We start from the raw sequence: 14478 nt of genomic DNA, 5'->3' as shown, positions 1-14478 counted from the left end.
ATCATATGAAAAAGAACATGGGAATAACTGACAGGGTTTTAAGGGTTATCGCCGCTGTCGCCATAATTGTTTTATACTACACGAGCGTAATTTCAGGCATATTGGCTATAATTTTATTAATTGTTGCTGCCATATTTATAGTAACCAGCTTTATTAGCTTTTGTCCGTTGTATTATCCTTTCGGCATTAAAACCGTTAAAACGAATGCTCATTAATATGCTTTCTGTACATAAAAGTAAGAAACCGGCTTTCATATTCATTCCATTTACCGGGATTTTAGTCAATGTAATGTGATTACGATCATACTTCAAGTTGACTTGATCGACCTTCATCAGCAAGAGGTAATGTGACCAGCCAACCTTGAACTGTTCTGCGAAAACCGTTAATACACTTGCCAGCGGAAGGCCCTCTGCCTTCCTTTCGAATTGTGCAAACAGTGTTTGCACAATTCGCTCCCGGTAGCACAAATAGAACTGTTTGAAATAATCAAGGTTTCGTTTGGAAAAACCTTTCCCATAAGTAGCGGTCAACGATATATTGAGGTCTTTGACTACCGTTTCGGCGTAGCCGGCACGATCACTTCCTTGCTGTTCTTCTTCAACGATCATTTGACTAATGGTGTAATTCGTATAAAGCATGGTCGTGTTGACATTCCTGACGACTTGGGTTCGCGCATTTTCGATCAGTTCCCTGACTGACCGAAAAAGTTTATCATTGTTTATTGGTCCCATTGGCTTACTCTTTTAAGATGGTTCTTGGGTACGCCCTTACGACCTGCGGCTCTTTTTGGCTGCTGTTCGAATTTTTCTTTAAGCATGCTCATATCCTCGCTGATCTTTTTGAGTAAAACCCGCGCATAGATCTGGGTAGTGGCGATCTTGGTATGGCCCATCATTTTGCTGACCGTTTCGATAGGTACGTTATTGGCCAGGGTGATGGTCGTGGCGAACGTATGCCGGGCAACCCCAAAGGTGAGTTTCTTTTTGATGCCGATGATCTTGGCGACCTCTTTAAGGTGCATATTAACCTTTTGGTTGGTGATGGTCGGAAAGACTGTGCCCAAATAATTTGCCCTCGGGTTATCCTTATATTTTTCCATGAGCGCAAGTGCCGGAGCCAGCAAAGGAATATTGGTCGCCTCATTACTTTTCTGGCGGAAAAGCTTGAGCCATTTCCCGCCGTCCTCGCCGTTCACTACATTGCGCTCCGTCAAATTCATCAGATCAACAAAAGAAAGCCCGGTATAACAGGCATAGACAAAAAGGTCGCGGATCATGATCAGCGAGTCGGACGCGAACTCATGATTTTGGATAAGCGCCAGTTCTGCGGTCGACAGGAAAGCGGTCTCGACTTTCTTATAGCGGAATTTATAGCGTTTAAAAGGGTCTTTATTGATCCATTGCAGTTTGAATGCCAGGGTGGTCATTTTACGCAGGCGGATCAGGTGTTTCATCACCCCGTTGTTATTCAGTGGCTGGAAATGGTCTGCCGGTTTGTGGTTACGGAGATAGGTTTCGAAGTCGATGATGAATTTATAGTCGATCTCATGGATATGGATATCGCTCGTTTTCCGTTTCTCTTTCAAAAATTTTTCCAGGTAACGACGGGTAACTGCATAGTGTTTAAGTGTACTCCAGGTCAGTGCCGCCGAAGCAACTTCGTGATGATAGTCCATCAGTTTACTGAGGTTGTAGGTCTCTTCAATAGCTTCTCCGAGGAAATGAGACTTGAGCAGTTGCGGGCTGATCTCTTTGCCCGCGATCTGTAGTTGTTGGTAATAAGTGGTAATAGTGAATTTAACTTCTTCGAGATAGGCGTTTGTTTCTTTAGCATCCAGCGCTTTGACTTTCACGCTTCCACGACCATAATCCCAGCTTTCCACCTCGACCTGGTGCTTGAGGGCGATAAAGCATTTTTCTTTGTTGACAATGATACAGGCATAGACGTTTGTCCTGCCGTCCTTGTTAGCCTTTTGTTTTTTGATGGTGAAGTTGACACCAAATGACTGCGATGTTTTCATCTTTTAACAGTTTTTAAATGAATAAATGATTAATTAACATCCTGAGATCACCTAATTTTAGGTATCCGGATTTCAGGCTAAATCTGTTTTTTTGAGTTTTTTTGAGTTTTTTCTGATCTTTTTGAATTTACTCAAATAGCTGTATAACAAACAGTTAAGCCACTTTTGGATACCAAATGTAAAAAATGAAAACAGGTAGCCAGATTGGTATTCTACCAGGTGTACTTTTAAGGATTGAAAAGGATTGCAATAAAACAAAAAACCCTGTAAATCAACGATTTACAGGGTACAAATAAACGCCACTCGGTGCATTTGTGCGCCCACCTGGGCTCGAACCAGGGACCAAAAGATTATGAGTCTTCTACTCTAACCAACTGAGCTATAGGCGCGCAGAAATCTTGTTAAATTTCAGGCTGCAATGTTACAACTTTCTGCTGAAAATTGCAAAGCCTTATTTTAATTAAAATACTATATTTTTGATGGCAGTACTTAAACAAGGCGCTATTGTTAACATGGACAAGCTATCACAAAACCGCAGGCAGGCATTACAAACTTTAGGGTTAACAGCCGGGGCCGCGTTATTAAATACGTCTGTATCAGCCATGAGAGTTTCAAGAAAAACTAATGCGGCGTTTAAATACTCGCTAAACATGAGTACCATTCGCGGGCAGCAATTAGGATTTATTAAAGAGCTGCAGGTAGCCGCTAAAGCGGGTTTTACTTCCGTAGAAATTTGGATAGATACTTTTCAAACCTACCTGCAAACCGGCGGAACAACAACTGAAGCAAATAAAATCATTGCCGACCTGGGCATCACCATAGAAAATGCCATAGGTTTTGCCAAATGGATAGTCGATGATAAAGCTACCCGCCAAGCCGCCCTTAAACAATTACAAACAGAAATGGACCTGCTTGCGCAGATAGGTTGCCATCGCATTGCCGCGCCACCTTCAGGGGCTACCGGATTACCATTGATAAACCTTGATGTGATCACTGAGCGTTATGTCACCATATTAGAAATGGGCACCAAAACCGGCGTAATACCCATGGTGGAGATGTGGGGCGGATCGGCCAACTTAAAGCGTATTGCCGAGGTCTTATATGTTGCTACTGCAAGCGGCCATAAAAATGCGCTGGTACTGTTAGATTCATTTCATATTTATAAAGGCGGGTCAAGTTTAGAGAGTTTAGCGTTTGTAGGTAAAAACGCCATAGAGATCTTTCACATGAACGACTATCCGGCGGGCATCGTCCCGGCTAAAATATCAGAACCCGACCGTATTTATACCGGCGATGGTATCGCTCCGCTTAAACAAATTCTACAAACTATTAAAAATCCCAATAAACCCATAGTACTGTCGCTTGAAGTATTTAACGAAAGCTATTATAAACAAGATGCTTTATTAGTAGCCAAAACCGGCCTTGCTAAAATGAAGGCAATTACTGAAGATATTTAACCATGAAACCTATAAAGAACATCATTTTTGATTACGGCAACGTAATATTCCATATCGATTTTAATAAAGTGGCACAAGCCTGGAAAGATCTGGGTATAACCAACGCTGATGAGTTTTATGGGCATCGCCAGCAGGATGATGTATTTAATGCTTTAGAGAAAGGGCAAATAAGCCCCCAGGCATTTGCCGATAGGATAAGGGAACTAACTGGCAAGCCCGAGCTTACCAACGAGCAAATTAACAATGCATGGAACCAAATATTCATTGGTATCCCCAAAGGGAACCATAAATTGCTGCTGCAACTAAAAGACAAATACCGTACTTTTTTATTGAGTAATATTAATGCCATCCATTACGATTATGTACATGATTATTTAAAACGCGAATATGGTATGGATGATAACAGCGGCTTGTTTGAAAAAACTTACTATTCGCACTTAATGGGTAAGCGTAAACCCGATACCGAAATTTTTGAGCAGGTATTACAGGAAAACAACCTTGATCCGGCCGAGACGTTGTTTATTGATGATAGTCCGCAGCATTTAGAGACTGCCAAAAAACTGGGCCTGCAAACCTATTTAATGACCGCGCCCGATAACATTCAGCAATACTTTAAAACCAACGGATTACTTTAGCTATCAATAACTAGCCTATAGCTTTCTCCTCTCCTTCTCTTTAACTATCAATCCAAGCTCACGGCTCATTTGCCCGGCTATGGCTGTATTTTCCTGCGCGCGGCGGAACAGGTAGGGCAACACTGCTTTTATTGGCCCGTAAGGCACATATTTGGCAACATTATAATCTGCATCGGCAAGGTTAAAGCTCAGGTTATCGCTCATACCTAATAGCTGCGCAAAATACACGTGTGGGTTTTTATGATCTATTTTCTTTTTATCTAAAAGCTCGGTTAATAAACGGCAGCTGTCCTCATTATGCGTACCGGCCACAAAGGCAACGCTTTTTATATTATCTATACAATACTCAAGCGCCAGGTTAAAGTCTTTATCACTGGCCTCTTTAGTAGGTTGTATGGGCGATGGATAACCCCTTTCTTCGGCACGTTTGCGTTCTTTTTCCATGTAAGCACCGCGTACCAGTTTAGCCCCCAGTATAAATTTCTCCTTTACAGCCACTTCATTGTCATCCATTATAGAGGTCAACTTGTCATGCCTGTAAAGCTGGTAAGTATTATAAACAATAGCCTTTTCTTTATTAAACTTACGCATCATGTTCAAAGCCAGCAGGTCAATAGTATCCTGGATCCAGGTTTCTTCGGCATCTATCATTACCGGCACATTTACTGAATGCGCTTTTTCGCAAATTGCCAATACTCTTTCCTGTACTTTTTGCCATTCTTGCTGTTCGGCATCGGTAAGTGTGGCTTTAGCGTCAAGTTTTTCTAACAAGCCAAAACGGCCAACCCCGGTTACTTTAAACACGGTAATAGGTATAGCTTTGTCTTTTGCCGCACGTTTTATGGTGCGGATGATCTCTTCGCAGGTTTCGTCAAAAACTTTTTCATCGTCCTCGCCTTCTATCGAGTAATCTAAAATAGTACCCACGCCGCCGGTCTCCAGGCTCTTTATTGTTTTTTCGCATTCGCGGATTGTTTCGCCGCCGCAAAAATGTTTAAATATGGTAGCCTTTATCAATCCTTTAATAGGTAAACCTATTTTAACAGCAAAATTGGTAATGGGCGGGCCTACCTTCACCAAAAAATTAACATTAATTATTTTGAACAGCCAGTAGGCACGTTTCAGGTCGGTATTTGATGAGTGGCGGAAAGCAATTTCCGTGTTTTCAAAAGACAGGCTATGTTTTGCAGTCATAGTAAGAGTTAGTGGTTCATTATATTATTCCTATCCAACCAATAAGATAAGCTACTATTGAACCGTTTTGCGTGGTGCAAAATTATAAAATGATAGTTACATAACTCATTATTCTGCGAATAGTTTATTTTTGCCCCCAAATGATAGAGTTTAAAGTTACCGGCGATTATATCCCAATGATACAATTACTAAAAGCAACCGGCTTGGTTTCAACCGGCGGCGAGGCGCAAATAGTTGTAGATGAGGGAGAAGTAAAACATAATGGCGAAGTTGATTACCGCAAACGCTTAAAAGTAAAAAAAGGCGACGTGGTTGAATTTAGGGGTAACAAAATAAAAGTTATTTGATTTTTTATGAATACGATTGATACCGATACCTGCACATTTGATGTTATGGATACCATACAGAGCAATAATTACAATATATACTTCGACAATAGTTTAGGCGAGCTTGCGACTTTTATTGAGCAGGGCCGCTACTCGCGCTTTTTTGTTTTAACAGATGAAAATACCGCGAAATACTGCCTGCCGTTGTTAAGGGAGCGTTTGGGTAATCCTGACAACTTTGATATCATAGAAATTAACGCCGGCGAAGAAAGCAAGGATATTGATTTTTGCATAGGCGTATGGAAAATGCTGATAGATTTTGGCGCCGATCGTCAAAGTTTACTGATAAACTTAGGCGGCGGTGTTATAAGCGACCTTGGTGGTTTTGCAGCATCAACCTTTAAACGCGGTATTGATTTTGTACACGTGCCTACTACTCTGCTATCGCAGGTTGATGCTTCGGTTGGTGGTAAAACAGGTATTGATATTGATAGCATTAAAAATATCATCGGTACATTTACACAGCCAAAAGGGGTGTTTATTGAGTATGAGTTTTTAAAGACCCTGCCTGCCCGCCAAATCCTGTCAGGCACAGCCGAAATGCTAAAACACGGCCTGATCTGCGATGCCGAATATTGGAACTTACTTAAAGAAAGCGACCTGAGCAGCACTACTGCCGAAATGGTTTACAAATCGGTAGCTATTAAGAATAAGGTAGTGATGGAAGATCCACATGAAAAAAACATCCGCAAATCATTAAACTTTGGCCATACTATTGGCCACGCGGTTGAAACATGGTCGTTGATTAACGATACAGATTCATTATCGCACGGCGAGGCTATTGCTATCGGTATGATCTGCGAAGCTTACCTGGCTTTCAAAAAAACAGGCTTAAGCGCCGACGAACTACAGGAAATAACCCAGGTATTAACCAACCTGTATCCGCGCTACGAACTTAAAATGGAACATAGCGATACACTTTTAGAGTATATGCTAAAGGATAAGAAGAACCAAAACGGCAAGATCAATTGCACGCTACTAAGTGCAATCGGCCAGTTTAATATCGACAATATCTGTACTGCCGATGAGCTTTTGGAAGGTTTGAATTATTACGCTAACTTATAGTCCGCAAAAATTAAAACCGGAAAAACATAATATTCCAATCATCAACCGAATAATATACTGCTAAAATAATTTACACCATATAAAGTTTGTTTCCGCCTGTTAATTTTAAAAAAATAAAAATTATCTGTTGACAAATCAATTTTAACTGCTACATTTACGGCATAATAAAAACAATGAAATTAACAACCGCATATTTTTATGGCTACTACTTTTACTTTACCAAGTAAGAGCCGGGACTAATATGCACTAACACACATATAAAGAAACTTAAAAAGTCCCGGCCCATAAAGCCGGGATTTTTTGTTTTAACGCAGTTATGAAGAAAGACAAACCAAGAGTAGCTATACAGGGCATCCGCGCTTCGTTTCACGAAGAAGCGGCCTTTAAATACTTTGGAGAAAACATCCAGACTATTGAGTGTAACTCTTTTAAACAAACATTTGATGCTTTAGAAGCAAACGAAGCTGATTATGTAGTAATGGCTATTGAGAATAGTATTGCCGGCAGTATACTGCCCAACTATTCTTTATTGTTAAATTATAACTTCCCGGTTATTGGCGAAATTTACCTGCCTATACAACTGCATTTAATGGCGCTGCCGGGTGTTGCATTTGAACAGGTAAAATATGTAACTTCGCACCCAATCGCTATACGCCAGTGTGTAGACTTTTTTGATGAATACCCCCATCTTAAAATAGTTGAAAGCAGTGACACCGCCGCTTGTGCCAAACGGATAGCAGAGGAAAAATTAACTGATACTGTTGCTATTGCCAATACCTTAGCAGCCAAACTATATGGTTTGGATATTATTGAGCGTCGTATCGAATCCAATAAAAAGAATTTCACACGTTTCCTGATATTAACAACCCATGAAAACGCGGTTAAACAATCTGCTAACAAGGCTTCGTTATGTTTCCAGGTAAGCAACCAGGTAGGCGCATTGGCCAAAGTGTTGAATATTTTTGCTAACCAGGGTGTTAATATGAGCAAAATACAATCAATGCCGGTTTTGGGTAAACGCAACGAATATAATTTTTATGTTGATGTAGAATGGGAAGAAACCAAGCAATATGACAGCGCTGTAAAACAGATTTTAAAATACACACATAATTTTAACATACTGGGCGAGTATAAGCGTCATGAAGAAGAGACTGAGAAATCACTTGCAGCGCCGGCCAAACCCGAAAGGAAATACATCAGCGTAAAAAAAGCAGTGAAATAAAACAACAGACAATTAAATAGTAAACAACGACATTACAATAACATACAAATGAAACTTAATTTAAACATCCAACCATTAAGCACCTGGATAACAGCTGTTAATCAGCCATTATTAATAGCCGGTCCCTGCAGTGCAGAAACTGAAGATCAGTTGGTAGCTACTGCTCATTTATTAAAAGCAACGGGTCGCGTTACGGCGTTACGTGCCGGTATCTGGAAACCACGTACCCGTCCCGGAGAGTTTGAAGGTATTGGCAGCATTGGTTTAGAGTGGTTAAAACGCGCTAAGGCAGAAACTGGCTTACCTACAGCTGTTGAGGTTGCTACTGCAAAACACGTTGAAGAAGCCTTAGCTGCCGGTGTTGATATCCTTTGGGTAGGTGCACGCTCAACTGCTAACCCTTTTACCGTACAGGAAATTGCCGACGCTTTAAAAGGTGTTGATATCCCGGTAATGGTTAAAAACCCGGTTAATCCCGATATATCTTTATGGATCGGCGCTTTAGAGCGGATTAACAATGCCGGTATCACTAAATTGGCAGCTATACACCGCGGCTTTTCATCGTACGAGAAATCAGCTTTCCGTAATGAGCCGATGTGGGATATCGCTATCCACATGAAAACTTTGGCACCACATTTACCATTGATCTGCGATCCAAGCCATATCTCTGGTAACCGCGACCTGATAGGTTATGTATCTCAAAAAGCGTTGGACCTGGATATGCAAGGTTTGATGATCGAGTCGCATATTGACCCGAGCGTTGCCTGGACCGATGCCAAACAACAAGTTACACCGGCTGCTTTGGCTGAGTTAATTGATCACTTAACGCTTCGTAAACCTGAAACCAGCAATGCGCAGGTTAATGATAAATTGAGCGAGCTACGTACCAATATCGACAAAATTGACGACCTGATCATCCAAAAGATGGCAGAACGTATGAAAATTGCTGAGGAGATTGGTACTTACAAAAAAGATAATAACATCACTATCCTGCAGGTTAACCGTTGGGATGAGATCTTAAACAAACGTATTAACTACGGTAAAGCATTAAAACTAAGCCCTGATTTCACAGAGAAATTGTTGGAGCTGATCCACGCAGAATCAATCCGCAAACAAACTGAGATCATGAACGCGGGCCAGGAAGCTGGTCAGCAGGCAGAGAAACTTACCCACGTTTAATAAATATAATGAGTCATAATATCCTGCTTACTACAAAAAGCAAATCGGTAAATGGCGAGGTGCGTCTTACAGGCTCAAAAAGCGAGTGCAATCGTGCGCTGGTAATTGAGGCTTTAAGCCATGATAAGGTACGGGTTGAAAACATCTCAGACGCCGCCGATGCGGTTACCTTATCAAAAGTACTTGGCCTTACTTTACAAACCGTTGGTTACGAAGCATCGCCTATTACGCACCAGTTAGAGCATAAAATTGTTAACATAGGCCCTGCGGGCACTGCCATGCGTTTTTTAACTGCTTATTACACTTTGCAAGACGAAGAGGTTGTTTTAACCGGCAGCGAGCGCATGAAGCAACGCCCGATAGGTATTTTAGTTGATGCGTTACGCAAGTTGGGTGCCGAGATCAGCTACGAGGAAAACGAGGGCTTCCCTCCCATCCGCATAAAGGGCAGCATTCAACAGCAAACCAATATTATCAGCATAAAAGGCGATATCAGCAGCCAATATATTACGGCGTTATTGTTGATCGCCCCAAAACTACCACAGGGCTTGGAACTGCATATTGAAGGCGACCTTACATCACGCCCCTATGTAGAGATGACCCTGGCGATGTTACAACAGGCAGGTATACAGCATCAATGGAACGGCAACGTCATCAGCATAGCTAACCAGGAGTTTAAAGAGACCGTATTACCGATTGAGCCAGATTGGAGCGCAGCATCATACTGGTATGCTATTGCAGCTTTAGCTGATACTGCCGACTTGTTTCTACACGGCCTTACCCAATACAGTTTACAGGGCGATAGCGTAATAACCGAGATCATGGCTAACTTTGGTATTACCTCGCAATTTAGGGATGGTGGGGTGCATTTGGTGAAGGAAGCAAAACCTATCAGCCGCAAGATCTTTGATCTTAAAGAGTGCCCTGACCTGGCTCAAACCATTATAGTTGTTTGTGCGGCCTTAAACCACGAAGCTACCTTTACCGGCCTGGAAACTTTAAAGATCAAAGAAACCGATCGTATAGCAGCCCTGCAAAACGAGCTGGGCAAGATGGGCGTTAAGCTGATAGAGAAAGGCCAGACCTATAAGTTGGATTGCAGCGGCAAGTTTATCCCTGAGCGTATGTTCATCAACACCTACGATGACCACCGGATGGCTATGGCGTTTGCGCCACTGGCATTGGTGATACCTGAGCTTGAGGTTGAAGACTCACTGGTAGTAGAAAAATCATACCCTGCCTTCTGGACCGACCTGGAAAAAGTAGGATTTGAAGTAAAAGATATATAATAAACTCATAACTCAATACCCATTACTCATAACTTACAATGGCAGGCAATTCATTCGGGCAATTATTCAGGATAACCACATTTGGCGAGTCGCATGGCGAAGCTATAGGAGTAATTATTGACGGTTGCCCGTCGCAGTTACCGGTGGATATGGAATACATCCAGGGTGAGCTGGATAAACGCAAGCCCGGCCAGAGCAAGATCACCACGCAACGCAAAGAAAGCGATACTGTCCGCATCCTGTCAGGTGTATTTGAAGGTAAAACTACCGGCACCCCTATCATGATGCTGATCCCGAACGAGGATCAGCGCAGTAAGGATTATAGCCACAATACCGACGTGTTCCGCCCCTCGCATGCTGATTATACTTATCAAACCAAGTATGGTATCCGCGATCATCGGGGTGGCGGCCGTTCATCCGCCCGCGAAACTGCGGCGAGGGTTGCAGCAGGCGCGTTAGCGAAGCTTTTGTTAAAAACACAAGGCATCGAGATCGTAGCTCATGTAAGCAGTGTGGGCAAAATAGAGGCCCCTAATGTAGAGATCAGGAGCGCGCAGGAGTTTATTGACGAACGCGAGAAAAACATTGTACGCTGCGCGGATCCGGCGACAGCCGAAGAAATGATAACGTTCATCGACTCGGTACGTTTGGATGGCGATACCGTTGGCGGTAAAGTAAGCTGTCATATCCTGAACTGCCCGGTTGGCTTAGGAGAACCTGTTTTTGACAAGCTGCATGCCGATTTGGGCAAGGCCATGTTAAGCATTAATGCGGTGCACGGCTTTGAATTTGGATCGGGCTTTGCGGGTAGCGAGATGCGCGGGTCAGAGCATAACGACATCTTCGTTAAAACGCATTTGGGCGACGTTAAAACCATTTCCAACTATTCGGGGGGGATACAGGGTGGTATCAGCAATGGTATGCCTATCGACTTTAAAGTGGCCTTTAAACCGGTTGCTACCATCATGCATAACCAACAAACTGTTGACGCTGACGGTAACGCTGCCGAAATCTCCGGCAAGGGTCGTCATGATCCTTGTGTTGTTCCCCGCGCCGTACCTATTGTTGAGGCTATGGCCGCCCTGGTTATTGCCGATCATTGGTTGAGGAACAGGAACACCATCCTACCCCAATAAGCACCTAAGCGATCCACTTTAAAATGTGGATCACCCGGATCGCCATTTTCTTGTAACTATCTTAAAATCAACCATTTAACTTTTTGAGCGGATCGCTGTGGATCACCCAGTATCCGTCAGGATTTTTAAGTTCATTATTGGGTTAATTTATTGATAATCAGCATAGGCAAAAAACGGCCTTTTTGGGGCACTTTTTAGGAGTGGATCGCTAAAAGTGGATCATGCCTAAGCAACTTAGGTATTTATCGCAATCTTTGCACCGTCGTACACGTTTTGTATATTCGTACATGCCTGTCTCCATCAAATCATACAAATACTTATTCTGCGCGCTATTATTTGCTATCGCGATAAACGCACGTGCTCAAATAACCGCTAGCCAACCCTATCCTAAAGGTTTTTACCCGGTTGATATTCATAATGTGGATATCATGGTAAATAGTTTCATGCAAAAATATCATGTCCCTGGGTTATCATTTGCTATAGCGAGGGGCGATAGCTTAAAAATACAGCGCACCTATGGTTATGCCGATTCATCCAGAAACGAATTGGTAAAACCCGAAAGTCTCTTCCGCATAGCCAGTATAAGTAAAAGCTTTACCTCGGCAGCTATTATGTTGTTGATGGAACAGGGCAAATTAAAATTGAACGATAAAGTGTTTGGTGACCGCGGCTTATTGGGTGACGACTATGGCAGCAGGCCCTATGGTAAATGGGTTACCGATATAACGATAGCTAATTTACTGGAGCATACTACAGGTGGTTGGGATAGAACGGTTAACGACCCTATGATGAACTATTCAATAAGTCGGCGCGATTTGATTAGCCTGACCATAAACACCAGGCCATTGGTTTACAAACCCGGCACGCACTATGATTATTCAAACTTTGGTTATTGCTTATTGGGCCGGGTGATAGAAAAGATAACCGGAACACCCTACGCCACCTTTGTTAAACAAAACGTTTTAGACAAATGCGGAATTACTACCATGGAAATTGGCAGCAACATCCCTGCAACAAGAAAACATAATGAGGTTTATTATTACGATAATACCGGCTGGGCTTATAAAGCGGACGAGCACCGTATAGATAGTAATGGTGGCTGGATAGCTACAGCTACCGACCTTGTTAAATTTCTGGTAAGGTTGAATAATAACCCCGAAAAACCTGAATTATTAAAACAGAGAACCTTAGCTACGCTATACGACGCTGACATCCCAAGTTCAAATTATGCCAAAGGCTGGCAAGTAAATAATTTCGATACCCATTGGCATAGCGGCAGTATGGCCGGTATGCAGGCTTCGGCGGTAAATACTGCTACAGGGTTTAGTTGGGCGGTATTAGTAAACACCCGCGCGGATAACGAAACCCAGTATGCGCTTGATTTGGACAGATTAATGTGGAGCGTAAAGCAAGCAATACAAAAATGGCCTGATATTGATTTGTTTGAAAAGTAGCCACCAACAATTACAAACAAGAGGCGTAGCCTCGGCCAATAATGTAAAATTTCATAATAAATAAGAGTCGTAGGCTACGGTCCATATAATTTACAATATGTGTCGTGCCTACAGCACTCGTTTGTCTATTGATTCTATATGCTGCAGACGGCACTCGCTCAAATGCTGTCACTACTTATCGCGGGGATAATCAGGAAAAAGTTCTAGCTATCATATAGCTTCATCACGTATATTCGTATATGCCAGCCAAAACCCAATCCTACAAAAGCCTATACAGATCCGTATGCTGTATATTATTATTTGCTATCGCGACAAACGTTCGGGCTCAAATAACTGCTAACCAACCCTATCCTAAAGATTTCTACGTAGTTGATATCCACGATGTGGACATCGCGGTAAATGCTTTTATGCAGAAATATTATGTGCCCGGTTTATCCTTCGCGATAGCCAGGGGCGACAGCTTAAAATTACAACGCAGTTATGGCTACGCCGATTCGTCTAAGAATGAACTCGTAAAACCAGGAAGCCGTTTCCGTATTGCAAGTGTGAGCAAGCCATTTACATCGGCAGGTATTATGCTATTGGTTGAGCAGGGCAAGTTGAAATTAAGCGATAAAGTTTTTGGCGAAGGTGGTGTGCTTGGTACCGCCTACGGCAGCCAACCGTATAAAAAGTGGATCACCGATATTACCATAGCAAATTTACTTGAGCATACCGCAGGTGGCTGGGGCAATAGCGGCAACGACCCCATGTTTATGAACCCCAGGATGAGCCAGCGCGAACTCATAAACTGGACCTTAAATAATATGCCACTGGTTAACCAACCGGGTACGCACTATGAATATTCAAACTTCGGTTATTGTTTACTGGGCCGGGTTATTGAAAAGATCGCCGGTACCCCTTACGCAGACTTTATCCAAAAAAACATCCTTGACAAATGCGGCATTACCACCATGGAAATTGGCGGCAATACTTTGGCCGAACAAAAAGTTAATGAAGTTTATTATTACGATAAAGGCGGATGGGCCTATAAAATGGATCAGCGCCGTATGGATTCGCATGGTGGCTGGATAGCTACAGCTACCGACTTAGTTAAGCTGCTGGTTAGGTTAAATTATAATCCATATAAACCTGAACTATTAAAAACTCAAACGCTGAAAGAGCTTTATACGCCTTCGTTATCCGGCTCAAATTACGCCAAAGGCTGGGCGGTGAACAGTGCCAACAACCATTGGCACAACGGCAGCTTACCCGGCGAGCAGGCGTTAGCTGTAAACACATCAACTGGCTTTAGCTGGGCGGTATTGGTTAACACCCGTACCGATGGTAACTTTGGCGGCGACCTGGACAGGTTGATGTGGCGGATAAAAGAAGCAATAAAAAAATGGCCGGATATTGACCTGTTTGATAAGTAATGGTTTGTCATCCTGAGCGATAGCGA

General features: G+C 42.7%; 14 protein-coding genes and 1 tRNA gene. 11 read left to right on the top strand and 4 right to left on the bottom strand.

What is annotated here, in order from left to right; translation table 11 throughout:
* Nucleotides 1-5: 5 nt before the first annotated feature.
* Nucleotides 6-215 carry a YgaP family membrane protein gene (locus ABIB50_RS13005; RefSeq protein WP_377124458.1) on the top strand — a complete coding sequence of 70 codons (210 nt, stop codon included), beginning with the start codon at nucleotides 6-8 and terminating at the stop codon, nucleotides 213-215.
* Here ABIB50_RS13005 and ABIB50_RS13000 read toward each other — a convergent pair.
* The 3 genes from ABIB50_RS13000 to ABIB50_RS12990 form a co-directional block, all read right to left on the bottom strand.
* Nucleotides 117-731, bottom strand: a complete 615-nt coding sequence (locus tag ABIB50_RS13000; protein WP_429380158.1) for a DUF1016 N-terminal domain-containing protein — start codon at nucleotides 729-731, stop codon at nucleotides 117-119. The genes ABIB50_RS13005 and ABIB50_RS13000 overlap by 99 nt on opposite strands.
* Nucleotides 719-2020: a site-specific integrase gene (locus tag ABIB50_RS12995; RefSeq protein ID WP_429380157.1), complete on the bottom strand. Its 1302-nt coding sequence runs from the start codon at nucleotides 2018-2020 to the stop codon at nucleotides 719-721. The genes ABIB50_RS13000 and ABIB50_RS12995 overlap by 13 nt, the downstream gene beginning before the upstream one ends.
* A 315-nt stretch (nucleotides 2021-2335) precedes the next feature.
* Nucleotides 2336-2409: transfer RNA gene (locus ABIB50_RS12990), tRNA-Ile, on the bottom strand.
* Between the two features lie 90 nt (nucleotides 2410-2499).
* On the opposite strand from ABIB50_RS12990, the gene ABIB50_RS12985 reads away from it, so the two are divergent.
* Together ABIB50_RS12985 and ABIB50_RS12980 are read left to right on the top strand one after the other, a co-directional pair.
* Nucleotides 2500-3477 carry a sugar phosphate isomerase/epimerase family protein gene (locus tag ABIB50_RS12985; RefSeq protein WP_429380156.1) on the top strand — a complete coding sequence of 326 codons (978 nt, stop codon included), beginning with the start codon at nucleotides 2500-2502 and terminating at the stop codon, nucleotides 3475-3477.
* A 2-nt stretch (nucleotides 3478-3479) separates the two neighbouring features.
* Nucleotides 3480-4112 carry an HAD family hydrolase gene (locus ABIB50_RS12980; RefSeq protein WP_429380155.1) on the top strand — a complete coding sequence of 211 codons (633 nt, stop codon included), beginning with the start codon at nucleotides 3480-3482 and terminating at the stop codon, nucleotides 4110-4112.
* A gap of 15 nt (nucleotides 4113-4127) precedes the next feature.
* On the opposite strand, the gene ABIB50_RS12975 is transcribed toward ABIB50_RS12980, so the two are convergent.
* A complete protein-coding gene (locus tag ABIB50_RS12975; protein WP_429380154.1) occupies nucleotides 4128-5306 on the bottom strand; it encodes a proline dehydrogenase family protein in 1179 nt (392 codons plus the stop codon).
* Between the two features lie 140 nt (nucleotides 5307-5446).
* Here ABIB50_RS12975 and ABIB50_RS12970 point away from each other — a divergent pair, with 140 nt between their 5' ends.
* The 8 genes from ABIB50_RS12970 (at nucleotide 5447) to ABIB50_RS12935 (ending at nucleotide 14452) form a co-directional block, all read left to right on the top strand.
* Nucleotides 5447-5653, top strand: coding sequence for an RNA-binding S4 domain-containing protein (locus ABIB50_RS12970; protein WP_429380153.1), 207 nt, complete (start codon nucleotides 5447-5449; stop codon nucleotides 5651-5653).
* A 6-nt stretch (nucleotides 5654-5659) separates the two neighbouring features.
* Entirely contained in the window at nucleotides 5660-6757 is a 1098-nt protein-coding gene (aroB, locus tag ABIB50_RS12965) for a 3-dehydroquinate synthase (RefSeq protein ID WP_429380152.1), read from the top strand.
* 316 nt (nucleotides 6758-7073) lie between these two features.
* Nucleotides 7074-7979, top strand: a complete 906-nt coding sequence (locus ABIB50_RS12960; protein WP_429380151.1) for a prephenate dehydratase — start codon at nucleotides 7074-7076, stop codon at nucleotides 7977-7979.
* Nucleotides 7980-8027: 48 nt separating this feature from the next.
* Nucleotides 8028-9158 carry a chorismate mutase gene (locus ABIB50_RS12955; protein ID WP_429380150.1) on the top strand — a complete coding sequence of 377 codons (1131 nt, stop codon included), beginning with the start codon at nucleotides 8028-8030 and terminating at the stop codon, nucleotides 9156-9158.
* Between the two features lie 8 nt (nucleotides 9159-9166).
* Nucleotides 9167-10447 (top strand): 3-phosphoshikimate 1-carboxyvinyltransferase, encoded by a 1281-nt coding sequence (aroA, locus tag ABIB50_RS12950; protein ID WP_429380149.1) that lies wholly within the window; start codon nucleotides 9167-9169, stop codon nucleotides 10445-10447.
* A 38-nt stretch (nucleotides 10448-10485) separates the two neighbouring features.
* Nucleotides 10486-11583, top strand: coding sequence for a chorismate synthase (gene aroC, locus ABIB50_RS12945; protein WP_429380148.1), 1098 nt, complete (start codon nucleotides 10486-10488; stop codon nucleotides 11581-11583).
* 221 nt (nucleotides 11584-11804) lie between these two features.
* Nucleotides 11805-13037 (top strand): serine hydrolase domain-containing protein, encoded by a 1233-nt coding sequence (locus tag ABIB50_RS12940; protein ID WP_429380147.1) that lies wholly within the window; start codon nucleotides 11805-11807, stop codon nucleotides 13035-13037.
* A 239-nt stretch (nucleotides 13038-13276) separates the two neighbouring features.
* The gene (locus tag ABIB50_RS12935) at nucleotides 13277-14452 is read left to right on the top strand and encodes a serine hydrolase domain-containing protein (protein ID WP_429380146.1); all 1176 of its coding nucleotides are present in this window, start codon (nucleotides 13277-13279) and stop codon (nucleotides 14450-14452) included.
* The last annotated feature ends 26 nt before the right edge of the window (nucleotides 14453-14478 follow it).

Source organism: Mucilaginibacter sp. UYCu711 (genome assembly GCF_050433825.1).
Taxonomy (GTDB): domain Bacteria; phylum Bacteroidota; class Bacteroidia; order Sphingobacteriales; family Sphingobacteriaceae; genus Mucilaginibacter.
This window is presented reverse-complemented; position numbering and strand designations above follow the sequence as displayed.